This is a genomic window from Halobellus captivus, assembly GCF_003697845.1.
Taxonomy (GTDB): domain Archaea; phylum Halobacteriota; class Halobacteria; order Halobacteriales; family Haloferacaceae; genus Halorubrum; species Halorubrum glutamatedens.
Window position 1 is genome coordinate 14050 of the sequence record NZ_RDQE01000016.1, and the last position, 11600, is coordinate 25649.

Sequence of the window (11600 nt, forward strand, 5' to 3'; positions counted from 1 at the left end):
GTAGTCAATACGAGACGGTCACGGGTAGCGCCGGAGGCGGAGCTCAGAACACCGTTTCATATCCTCGATGCTGGGGCTTTTCAGCAATCGTGATATCTACCGCTCGTAGCCAGCACCGTTCACAGTGTTCGCTCGACAAATTCCGACACGATACGATCCTCTGCGGTTCGTAGTCGATATTGAACCGTAGAACGGGGTTCATCAAGTATCGACGCAAGATCGGAGACAGAAACTTGTCTCGGCCGTTCGTAGTAGCCGTGCTTGACCGCCGCCTTCAGCACTTCCCAGTGTTCTGGCGAGAAGTCCGTTGCGAGGCGTTCGGTCGCCTTCCAGTCGCTGCCAGTAGTGATATGCGACACCGAAAGCGACACGCCCTCCCGAAGCTGTGCTTCCAGTGTATCGTAGATGTCTCCAATAGGAGAATTACCAGGAAAGAGAATGCGCCACCGGTACTCGTCACCGACTCGGCGGGATTCGAATATGGTTCCTGTCTGAATATGATCGAGTACGATATGCGGAAGTGAATGACAGCTGTCAATTTCCCGGCGAAGTGTGTAGATAGTTCGGCTGGTCTCTTGCCGATCTAGGACGCAATATGACCGGTCCGTATCACAATCTACGACGTCGAAACACTCGTTACAGCGGGTTTCGTTAAGAAACACCTCATCGAACGCGTCCAGCGCTTCGCTCGTCCCCTTCGCGTAGTCGAGCCGCCACATATAGCTGTCATTCACGAAGATCGCGGACGACCACAACGAGAGGCTCTCGTATTGTCGGAACACATCCATCAACTCATCGGCTCCTGACTCGAACTGGAGGACAAACTCAAACTCACGTGTCTCTTGGGCGGGTTCAGGCTCACCGTTCATTCATCTATTGCTAAATAGTAGATATACAAAAGAATTGTTTTTACTGCTGTTTCATTCTTTTAACATCAAATTTCATCTATTGCTAAAGCAATTCTGATTACTGTTACCGGGGTATGTAGAGATGCGATGGCAAACGAGAAAGAACACGGCAGCGGTTCCGTGGAACCGGGCGACACGAGCAAGCGAGTCGGCGCCGAGGTCATTCGCGAACGAGGCGTCGACCCCGAGGAGCTCCGAGAGAAGCTGATCGACGCGATCGGCGCGGAGTTCACGACCTACTATTACTACACGAACCTCCGGATGCACCTCGCCGGGGAGGAGGACTACAAGGAGATCACCGAGGACGCCCGTCTCGAAGACCGGGCCCACTTCGAGCTCGTCGTCCCCCGGGTGTACGAACTCGAGGGGTCGCTGCCGAACGACATCAGGGACTTCGCCGACCGGGCCTCCTGTCCCGACGCCGAGGTACCGACACCGATGGACGACAGCGGCGGCTTCGACACCGAGGACCTCGCGGTGGAAGACATCCTCGAGGTACTGCTCGAAGCGGAACGGTGTGCGATTCGCACTTGGAGCGAGATCTGTGATATGACCCGTGGGGCCGATCCGCGAACCTACGACATGGCCCAGCGGATCCTCAACGAGGAGATGGACCACGAGGCCTGGTTCATCGAGCTGCTGAGCAAGGAGCGCGACGACGAGATCAACCCGGCCGGGCACTTCGCGCGCGGCGAACCGGGCGACGCGCCATACACGAAGAACAACCCGTTCAACGACTCCGCCTGAGCGAGTAACAACGGCCTCCACTCTCCCCCTCATTTATGACACAGTCGTCGGACGATACGTGGACCGTCACGATCGTCGTTCCCGAGGAGTCGTCGCTGGACGAAGCCGGCGAAACACACGAATTTGCGGTCAGTGAGAACGAGACGATTCTGGCGGCCGCGCGTTCGGCGGGTGTGTGGCTCACAGCTGACTGTCAACAAGGTTGGTGTATCACCTGTGCTGCTCGTTTGGTTGACGGCGACGTTGTCCATCCAAACGCGCGTCGGTACGATACTGAAGACCGGGAGGCAGGCTACGTACTCATCTGTACTGCGAAGCCGCGGGCGGACTCGACACTTGTTGTTGAGCAGTACGATGAGTTCCTCGAATTTCGAGCAGCCAATAACAAACCCCCAGGAAACTCGAAGCTAAGTGACTAACATGTCCGAAAACATAACCCGAAAAGAACGAGATAGTTCGTTAACAACTCCGTACAGTGTTCGAAATCGCGGTTTACAACTGGTATGTTTCGATGGTCAAGTGCCTAGCAAAGAGACAGTGTTAGATCAGGGTGTCCGAACACAGACACTCGAGGCGCTTGAACGCGTTCGCACTGTCGCTGCTGAAGCTGGCGTCAGTCGTCAGGAACTAATGCGAACCACAGTATACCTGACTGACATGAGCCAATTAGAGGCAGTTACGCAGGCGTACGACGAATTCTTTGAGGGTCAACGGCCGTCACGGACCTTCGTTGGCGTCGAGCAGTTGCCGAACGATGCTACAGTTCAAATTGAGGCTACTGGTGTATGTAAATGAGGTCCTATTACAACTAAACGGCTCTGTTGAAATCCTCAGCAGGTGATATGTTTTTGCAGCTGTGCTGAATATAGAGCGCATACCGGTCACGTAGCCCTGTCTGTATCAGCGTAACATATAGAGCGGTTTCTTCGTACTGTATGGCTGCGCGCTCTGTTTCGTAATGAGCAGTTCTCGGATAATCGCCCCGAATGGCGGTCTCGTCCCAGTCGCCAAGATAGACACATTTTTGATGAACAATTCGAAATATCGTGCTATGGCAGCCCGTAACAACCGAGGTAAAAGTGGGAGCCCTGCCACGTTACCTGATGTGGTACCATTCGACTTGTCTCATCTAACCCGGCAGAGTTGGGAGTTGGGCAACTCCACCGTTCAGGACGAACAAGCAGCGATTCTTGGTAAATGGACTCATCAGAATAATCAGTGGCGGCTGTCGATTTTCGAGATTACCAGTGAAACAGCCATTATCTGTATCCGGACTCCTGTCGGTCGAGAACGATTTTACGGGGCGATTCAATCGGAACTCAAACCAGCTATTCAAAAACTCGAAGTGAATCCATCTTGGCAGCAAGTTCGGTAAGCACGCGTGTCTTAGGTATACAAGCACATTCTATCGGCTGATTCTGGAATCTTTTGAGAAAATACGCAGTTCTTGTGCTGACTACACGCTCTGTATCTCGCACGCCGGTCCTATCAGTTCCTAATGATTTCAACAGAGCCACTAAACCAGTAGGGTTCTCTTACTAGTAGCGTTCAAATAAGCAAGGGATCATCGGACCGGCGCACCCACGGGGGCCGCGAACAGACATCGATCGGCTCGTCGACGACCTCGAACGAGTGGCCACCACGTGACAGGTCGGGGGGTTCCGGGAGGCCAGCCACCGCCGGGTTCCCCCTCTTAGTTGTTGTTTGGAGCCGCCACCTGTATCGAGCCAGCGAAAAGGATCCAGAGCTCGATCAGTGCCCCATCGCGCCCCCGAGGGGCTGGTAATGCGGGAACATCGGATGTGGGAGGTGAACTCCGAGTGCCATCAATCCGTGCGCGAACAGCACGTATCCTAACACGACGAACACCACGCCGAGTAGCCGATGAACGCGTCGCCGGTGGGCCACGTCGATCGACTGGATAATCGTCCCATAGAGGAAGACGGCCGGAATCGTCCCAATACCGAGGGCACCGAGAGCGATTCCACCGGTGGTCGGAGAGCCACTCGCAAAGGCGAACAGATACGCGGGATACAGCATTGGGCAGGGAAGAAACGCGTGGACGGCCCCGAGACCGACAATACTCGGGCTGTTGACGTGCCGGTGAACTCTCGTTGCGAGCCACGACGTGACGCGCTGGACGCCCGGGATACGAATATCGCCTCCGCTTCCGCCGATGACATACCGAACGCCCGTCGCCACAATGAATCCCCCTACCGCAAGACCGACAGCACCTCGCAGGAAATCAGCGATCGGTGTTAGTTGGTCAGCGGTAACGAACACGACGCTCCCGAGCGCGCCGAAGACGGCCCCGAGAATTGCGTACGTCGTCGCCCGCCCGACGTTGAACAGGAAGTGCTGGCGAACCTCGTAGGTCGTGAGATGACCGGCACATCCGTCGTTGGCTGCTATTGTTCCGCCATCAGGCTGTGGCGTCATTTGTTTCGAGTACATCGTTACTAACGGCCCACACATCCCGATACAGTGTGCGCCGCCGAGCACGCCGATGAGAGCGAAGAGTACGACGTCAATTCGGAGGAGTGACTCGATCATAGTCGACCTCGGTTGCGTACAGGTTTGTGTCGTCTGGTGTACCTCTCGAACAAAAGAGTACTAATACTATCGGATAGAAGGCACGCATCAATTTCCATCCTCCGAGGTTGTGCGCGAAACCACGCAAACACCCTTGTTTGTTCCCGTGGGATTCCCACGCAGTCAGGCGGTTAAGTATGGCTTAGACCAGTTTTCACCGGGGTTACAGGATGTTCAAGTGGCTTCCGTCCCACGATTCTGTATGGTAGGACCACTCGGTGTGGCAGCAGCATTAGTCGGCGCAGTGATCGTCTTCGACACGGACGAAGATCACGACGACGTAGTCCAGAAGACGGCCGACAACCTCGAACCAAAACTCCCGAACACGCGACCTTGTACGCCGATCACCTCGACGGCGACTATCCGAATCCGCAGGGTGCGTTCACCGATATCAACAACACAGTTTGGATAGACGCTTGAACCACTCAACGAAGTCGAGGAGATCGACTTCCACCATAATCGACCTCCTCGGCTTCGTCTTTACTGATTTAACGGTCTATCCCGACGCTGTCTGTCTATTCAACACAGCAGAATATTGATCTCTGTTGAAGTTCGTGGTGGAAAATCAGGGCCACAGACCACGCGCCTCTATCGCCGCCCCGATACGTTTAAGCGCAACTACGTACGCTGCTTCTCGCCACCGAAGGGAGGATTCTTCGACTTCGGCTTTGACGCTATCCCACGCAGAGACCATCTCCGACTCCAGTTCGCTAACGACACGCTCCCTAGACCACTGGCGGTGGTTGATGTCCTGAAGCCACTCGAAATAGGACACGGTCACGCCGCCGGCGTTCGCGAGAATATCTGGTACGACACAGACGCCTCGATCGGCGAGGACATCGTCTGCGTCGGCAGTAGTCGGGCCGTTCGATCCTTCGACGACAATATCTGCCTGGATCTGGTCGACGTTACGGGTCGTGATGACATTCCCGACTGCAGCTGGAATGACGACGTCGACATCCAGCTCCAAAAGCTCCACGTTGGTGAGCGTCTCCGGAGCATCGTGGTTCAAAACACCTTCCGGATCTTCCTTATGTGACGGAACGGTTTGGGCGTCGAGGCCGGTGTCATCGTAGATCGCTCCGTTCACGTCACTAATAGCAACGATTGTTGCACCCCATTCATCGAGAAGTCGAGCAGCGTTCGCACCAACGCTTCCGTACCCCTGAACAGCAACCGTCGACTCCTTGATGTTTTTCCCATAGTACGCCATCGCCTCTCGGGCGATTATCGCAACGCTTCGGCCGGGTGCCTCTTCACGACCATAGCTTCCACCTACGACCGGCGGCTTGCCCGTTACAACACCTGGAACTGTCTCTCCCTGTTGCATACTGTAGGCGTCCATAAACCACGCCATCGTTTTCGCGTCGGTTCCCATATCGGGTGCTGGAATGTCCTGTTTTGCCCCAACCTCATCCCGGATCTCTTCGGCAAACCGACGTGTGAGACGTTCCTTTTCGTCGACACTGAGATATTTAGGATTCACGACGACACCCCCTTTGCCCCCGCCAAATGGGAGATCCATGACGGCGCATTTCCAGGTCATCCACATCGACAGTCCAATACACTCCTCCGCGGTGACGTCTGGGTGGTATCGGAGCCCGCCCTTGTAGGGTCCCCGAACGTCATCGTGCTGTGCGCGATAGCCGGTGAAAACCTCAACCTCACCGTCGTCGCGTTCGAGGGGTATCGAAACTTCAACTACTCTTGACGGGTGTTTGAGACGTTCGATGATCCCACGGTCGAGATCGACATGCGTCGCCGCATTATCGAGTTGGCGGCGTGCTGTTTCTAGCGCGGATGTGTGTGCTGTTTCGTCATCGGGAGTCTGTTCTGTAGTCTGTGTGGTTGTCATAGCTGAGTGCGAGTGTGGCCGTGTTTCGGCACAGCTATGTCCCTACTGTAACCCAGAAAGACCCGGGTGCTGTTGAGACCGACTTCCGGTTCCTGTAAGTGGGCAACGCGTTTCACACTGGGCAATATAACCGAAATAGCAAAGCGAGAGGGGCTCCAAATGGCCAATAGTTTATGTACCAGATACCGCTTCGGACAGGATTCACCTGTACCCAGCACTGCGGATCCACCTACACCAGTTAGGTTACAAGTTCAATATAGAATACCCCATGTTCACATAGCACTTTCTACTGAAGGCATAATGGAACTGACCCACTACTTTACTTATAATACCCCTTCCATATGGAAAAATCGAATACATACAATCTAATGGCATGGTAAATCATGTATGACACAACCACTCACTATTGAGGGTGTGAATACAGGGATTGGCTCGATTAAACAGAAGAACCGAGAGGAACCAAGTCAATGGTAGAGTTCGAGCCTCGTTTATTTGAAGACATCCCCCCAAAGGATCGACCATCGCTCGTCGAGTCGGTTGTACCCATTGTAGGAATGATTGCGTCTCTCAGCGTCGGTATCGTTGGGTTCGGACTCGGCCCGCAGTTCCCCCTGCTCTGGGGTATCGCCTTTACCGGTCTGTTCGCCTGGTACCAGCTCGACTGTTCGTGGGAGGATCTGTACGACGGCATCAGCGACAGTCTCCTTATGGGGATGCGGGCAATTCTCATCATCTTCCTCGCCTACACGCTCGTGTCCACCCTGATACAGGCCGGGACGATCCCGACACTCATGTACTATGGAGTTGAGATACTCACCCCCAAGGTATTCCTTCCGGTGACTGCCATCCTCGTCGCAACCATCACGCTGGCCATCGGTTCCTCGTGGACTGCGGTTGGTGCACTTGGCGTGGCCTTCATCGGTATCGGCTCTGGTCTCGGGATCCCCGCACCAATGACAGCTGGTGCCATTCTCACCGGCGCGTACACCGGTGACAAGATGTCCCCCCTCTCGGATACAACGAACCTCGCTGCAGCGGTGACTGATACCGACCTCTACGACCACATCAGGGCGATGCGGCCCGGCTCCACTCTCGCATTAGGTATCTCACTCGTACTATACACAGTGCTCGGGTTGAGCGTCTCGGGAAGTATCCCCGATGGGCGTATCGCGGCGATTCAAACGGCTATCGAAACTTCCTACGTGGTAACGCCACTCGTCTTTGTTCCACTACTCCTCATCCTTGGTCTAGCGATGTATGGGATCCCGGCGATCCCGACGCTCGGTGCAGGTATCTTCGCGAGTGCCCTGATATCGATTCAAATACAGGGCGTCCCCTTCGCCACTGCATGGGACGCAGCAGTATACGGGACAGGTCCAACAACAGGGATGGAGCTCGTCAACGGATTGTTGGAGAGTGGTGGTATGGTCGACGCCTCGTGGGCGATCACTATCGTCATCGCCGCGCTCTCGCTCGGCGGGATGTTCGAACGAACCGGTATCCTCGCAGTCCTTGCTCACCATTTAGCTCGTCTGTGTCGGGGAGCGGGGAGTACCACCGGTGTGACGGCATTTTCGGCACTGTCTATGAACGTTCTCGCCGCCGAACAGTACATCAGCATCGTCGTACCGGGGATGTCGCTTCGGAACCTATACAACGAGCAGGGACTGAAGTCGCAGAACCTCTCACGTGCCGTCGAAGCCGCCGGGACAACGACAAGCGCGCTCGTCCCCTGGACTAGTGGAGCCGTCTTTATGTCCGGAGTACTCGGTGTCCCGACGATGCAGTACGCACCGTACTATTTCTTCGGATTCCTTTCCCCTCTCATTTTGCTAGTCATGGGGGCAACCGGCTGGCAAATTATGTACACAGACCAGCATAAATCTGTAAGCACCACATCAGCAGAGGACGCTACTGTGCCAGTCGCGAGCGAGGACTGACGAACACTTGTCGGCGACAGACAATTTGGATGTCACGTCAGGTTACGGAGCAGTATCGTTTCAGAGGTGCGTGGCGAACGTGTCGGCAAGTTTCTCCTCGGCACGTCTGAGATGGTGTTCAACTGTCCGTCGGCCGATTCCCACTACATCCGCGATCTCAGTCGTGGTTATATCGCGCGGTATCTCGTAATAACCACACTCATGGGCAGTAAGAAACACCTCGCGTTGGCGGTCGGTGAGTTTTGGAAGATGTGATTTCATCGAAAAGACCGGCGTCTCCGATTCCGCCTTCGCCAGTTCCTGTTTGGATTCGACAAAGACGCTGTAGTCAGCCGAAATGTCCCGATAGAATGACGAGAGGTTCGCTGGGTCGAGGGCAAGCACGCGAACGACCTTCATGCCGTCCTGGTACTGCCACGGAGGCAAGAGCAGACAGTTGTTGGCCACAAGATATGGTTTGATGTAGTTGCCAACCCCCTCTTCCAGACACGCCTCTGTAACAACAACCTGTCCCTCGTCATCACTAAGCTGTTCGTGCACACCCACTTCCGAGCGGACCTGAGCTATCACATCCTCCTGTCGCTCGCCGGTGACATAGAGTAAATCACAGTGGTCGTTACACCAGAGCCTGATTTCCGTGTCCGTCCTCGCCGTCGACTGCGAGTACGGACTGTCCCCGTCAATGTGAAACACTGCCTTGTACATGAAGTCCAATTTGTGTTTGGTATATTTAAATAATCCTCCATATGGAGTTGGTGCCGACGTTGAACTGTATCCCGAAGAAACGGTCTTCGCTTCAATTCCAAACTGGATACAAAACACCTTGACCCCGGAGCTTGACACGGCGTCCGATCGGTCTATTGATATTTAATTAACACAATCACGCAGTTGCGTGGTATGAATGCCCCCGTGCCCACCGATACGACATCCCAGCGAGTTTAATACGTGAACAGCTGCCGACAGCGGGTCCATGCTCAAAGCTGCTGGATTGGTTCTTCAAGCGATGGAGTCACTGGAATCAGTCTCCATCGATCATGTATAAAGGATGGTCCATATGGAGTAAGAAAGGCTACCCACAATTATGCCGAAAGACGAAGTATGGCAACAGGGACCATTCAGGAGGATGTTCCGGACAGAGTACAGTCCATTATTGACGACGTCGGAAAGGTCTCAGAGACTGGCGAGATTCCCACACGAATCCACAACGACAGCGAGATCTTCGAGCTAGAGCGCGATCGGGTGTTCGGGGAGAGTTGGGTATTCATCGGCCACGAATCGGAAATACCGGAGGCGGGCGACTACGCCAAGCGGTACATTGCCGACAATCCAGTCATCTTCGTCCGCGATGAAAACGACGAAATTCGGGTGCTGTTCGATGCCTGTCGGCATCGAGGTACGACCGTCGTGAGGGCGGAACAGGGAAACACAACCCACTTCCGGTGTCCCTACCACAACTGGACGTACAAGAATACGGGCGAACTCGTCGGTGTTCCGCACAAAGAACAGTGCTATCAGGAGCTGGACACATGTGAATATGCGCTCCAGTCGCCACCGCAGGTCGACACCTATGCTGGGCTTGTTTTTGCGTGCCTCTCAGAAGACACGCCCCCCCTCGAAGAATACCTCGGCGATTTTAGATGGTATCTGGATATAGCCATGAATTTCGCGGAGGGAGGCCTAGAGGTCGTCGGCGAACCGATTCGCTGGGAGGCCGATACGAGCTGGAAGATTGCTGCGGACAATTTTACTGGTGACGCCTATCACGTGCCTGCTGCACATAAGTCGACGATGGACCTCGATATCTTCCCCTCAGATCTGACGGCGCTCGCGGGCAACCGCACCTCTCTCGACGTAATCGATTGTGGCGGCCATTCATGTTCCTTCTCGTATTTCGAGGAGAGTCCGGGGGGATACCCGGAGGAGATATACAGCGACGATCACCTCTCGGAGTTGCAGTATAAAATCGCAAAAAACCACGTGTCCATCGTCGGTACTGTCTTCCCAAATCTCTCGTTTAACAATACGCTGAAGAACGCTGATCCGGACAACCGAGAACTGACAAAATTCCTGACTATACGCAAGTGGCAGCCAGTTGCTCCGGATAAGACCCAAATCTGGAACTGGATTCTCGTCCCGAAAAACGCCTCTGAGGAGTTCAAAGAGCAGGCGTACGACACCGGCATCACGACCTTCAGCGTATCTGGTAACTTCGAGGTGGACGACTTCGCAGTCTGGGATGGTATCACGGAGGCCGCAGGAAGTTCGTTCACCCGAAGAAGCAATCGCCAATCGAATTATCAGATGAACATGGACGAGATGGGTGATGCCGAGGACATCTCCGACGAGTGGGATGGTCCAGGCACAGTCATCAACTCTGCCTTCGAGGACGGCACAATGCGGACGTTCTACCAGAGCTGGTATCGGACAATGACCGGACAGCGTATCGACGGGTCGGACGACAACTCGGAACACCGAGGTGCATAAGATGACGAACCACGAACTACGTCTCGACTGCGAGGAGTTCCTTCACCACGAGGCAGAATTACTCGATGACAAACGTCTTCACGACTGGTTCGAGCTGCTCACCGAGGATATAGAATATCTCGTTCCGCGTCGGGTGACACGGGAGCGTGGGTCCGAACGTTCAGAGTTCAGCGGCAAGGGGTTTCTCTACCGCGACGACCACGGAACCCTATCGACGCGCGTCGAGCGTTTTGACAATGACTACGCGTGGGCGGAGAACCCTCCATCACGGACGCGTCGGTTTGTCTCGAACGTTCGTGCGAGCGAACTCTCAAACAACGAGGCGGACGACGTTGCGGTGAAAAGCAACCTGTTGCTCTATCGGAGTCAGGGGGATACCGCGGATCACGATCTCATCGTTGGTGAGCGAGAGGACCGGCTCCGTCGTGTTGACGGTGAGTTTAAGTTAGCTAAGCGGACGGTCTATCTCGACCAGACAGTCCTCGCAACCCGTAACTTATCATTTTTCCTCTGAGCACGAACCACCAATATGAACCTCATACAACTCACCGAACTGACCGCGAATGGCGACAGGATACGCCTGCATCGGATTGAGACTCCAAAGGGAGAGCGTCTCGAAATCGAAACACCCACTTCGTCGATTCGGTTGGACGCAGTCGCCCTCGAGGCGCTTACCTGGCAGGACAACGACGCACTTGCCGCCTTACCAGATGCGAACACCACTCAACGGTCACCCACCGGAACTGGCGAGCTGTCCGAACGCATCCGATTGACGACCATTTCGAATGAGTTTGGGTTCATCGTCGTCTACGAGATGCACACGGAGGCGGGCATCCGGATCGATCTCGAAGCCGAAAAACAGGGCGAGTCGATTCGACTCTGTCCCGCAGAACTCGAAACCCTCGCCGAACAAGATCACGACCTCATTACAGAATGGGTCAAGACCGACCTCAACGATTGAAAATCGATAGCTAACGTAAGCTGTGGACCACGTATTGTTTTTGAAGTGCTTTTGGAAATTGTGGGCATCGCAAGTTACAGCAGTGGCCGAACAGCATGCTGAGAAAATCGTTG

The 11600-nt window shown here is 54.7% G+C and carries 12 protein-coding genes; 8 read left to right on the forward strand and 4 right to left on the reverse strand.

Translation table 11 applies throughout. From position 1 onward, the window contains the following. Positions 1-119 precede the first annotated feature (119 nt). Positions 120-869, reverse strand: a complete 750-nt coding sequence (locus EAO78_RS15710; protein ID WP_007344272.1) for a helix-turn-helix domain-containing protein — start codon at positions 867-869, stop codon at positions 120-122. A gap of 126 nt (positions 870-995) precedes the next feature. On the opposite strand from EAO78_RS15710, the gene dps reads away from it, so the two are divergent. The 4 genes from dps (at position 996) to EAO78_RS15730 (ending at position 3030) form a co-directional block, all read left to right on the forward strand. Beyond that, positions 996-1655: a DNA protection during starvation protein gene (gene dps / locus EAO78_RS15715; RefSeq protein ID WP_007344273.1), complete on the forward strand. Its 660-nt coding sequence runs from the start codon at positions 996-998 to the stop codon at positions 1653-1655. Between the two features lie 35 nt (positions 1656-1690). Beyond that, positions 1691-2074 carry a 2Fe-2S iron-sulfur cluster-binding protein gene (locus EAO78_RS15720; RefSeq protein ID WP_007344274.1) on the forward strand — a complete coding sequence of 128 codons (384 nt, stop codon included), beginning with the start codon at positions 1691-1693 and terminating at the stop codon, positions 2072-2074. Between the two features lies 1 nt (position 2075). Further along, the gene (locus tag EAO78_RS15725) at positions 2076-2450 is read left to right on the forward strand and encodes a RidA family protein (protein ID WP_007344275.1); all 375 of its coding nucleotides are present in this window, start codon (positions 2076-2078) and stop codon (positions 2448-2450) included. A 256-nt stretch (positions 2451-2706) separates the two neighbouring features. After that, complete coding sequence (locus tag EAO78_RS15730) at positions 2707-3030, forward strand: hypothetical protein (RefSeq protein WP_082222577.1); 324 nt, start codon at positions 2707-2709, stop codon at positions 3028-3030. Between the two features lie 377 nt (positions 3031-3407). Here EAO78_RS15730 and EAO78_RS15740 read toward each other — a convergent pair whose 3' ends face one another. Both EAO78_RS15740 and gdhB read right to left on the reverse strand, forming a co-directional pair. Then, positions 3408-4208, reverse strand: coding sequence for a sulfite exporter TauE/SafE family protein (locus EAO78_RS15740; RefSeq protein ID WP_122106749.1), 801 nt, complete (start codon positions 4206-4208; stop codon positions 3408-3410). A 604-nt stretch (positions 4209-4812) separates the two neighbouring features. Continuing rightward, a complete protein-coding gene (gene gdhB, locus EAO78_RS15745) occupies positions 4813-6102 on the reverse strand; it encodes a glutamate dehydrogenase GdhB (RefSeq protein WP_122106750.1) in 1290 nt (429 codons plus the stop codon). 467 nt (positions 6103-6569) lie between these two features. Here gdhB and arcD point away from each other — a divergent pair, with 467 nt between their 5' ends. Next, a complete protein-coding gene (gene arcD / locus EAO78_RS15750) occupies positions 6570-8042 on the forward strand; it encodes an arginine/ornithine antiporter ArcD (RefSeq protein ID WP_122106751.1) in 1473 nt (490 codons plus the stop codon). Positions 8043-8102: 60 nt separating this feature from the next. On the opposite strand, the gene EAO78_RS15755 is transcribed toward arcD, so the two are convergent. Beyond that, complete coding sequence (locus tag EAO78_RS15755) at positions 8103-8747, reverse strand: helix-turn-helix domain-containing protein (protein ID WP_122106752.1); 645 nt, start codon at positions 8745-8747, stop codon at positions 8103-8105. A 393-nt stretch (positions 8748-9140) separates the two neighbouring features. On the opposite strand from EAO78_RS15755, the gene EAO78_RS15760 reads away from it, so the two are divergent. The 3 genes from EAO78_RS15760 to EAO78_RS15770 are packed head-to-tail and all read left to right on the forward strand — an operon-like array spanning position 9141 to position 11487. Further along, the gene (locus EAO78_RS15760; protein ID WP_122106753.1) at positions 9141-10526 is read left to right on the forward strand and encodes an aromatic ring-hydroxylating oxygenase subunit alpha; all 1386 of its coding nucleotides are present in this window, start codon (positions 9141-9143) and stop codon (positions 10524-10526) included. Between the two features lies 1 nt (position 10527). Beyond that, positions 10528-11040 carry an aromatic-ring-hydroxylating dioxygenase subunit beta gene (locus tag EAO78_RS15765; RefSeq protein WP_122106754.1) on the forward strand — a complete coding sequence of 171 codons (513 nt, stop codon included), beginning with the start codon at positions 10528-10530 and terminating at the stop codon, positions 11038-11040. A 15-nt stretch (positions 11041-11055) separates the two neighbouring features. Further along, on the forward strand, positions 11056-11487 hold the full coding sequence (locus EAO78_RS15770) for a hypothetical protein (protein ID WP_122106755.1): 432 nt from the start codon (positions 11056-11058) through the stop codon (positions 11485-11487). The last annotated feature ends 113 nt before the right edge of the window (positions 11488-11600 follow it).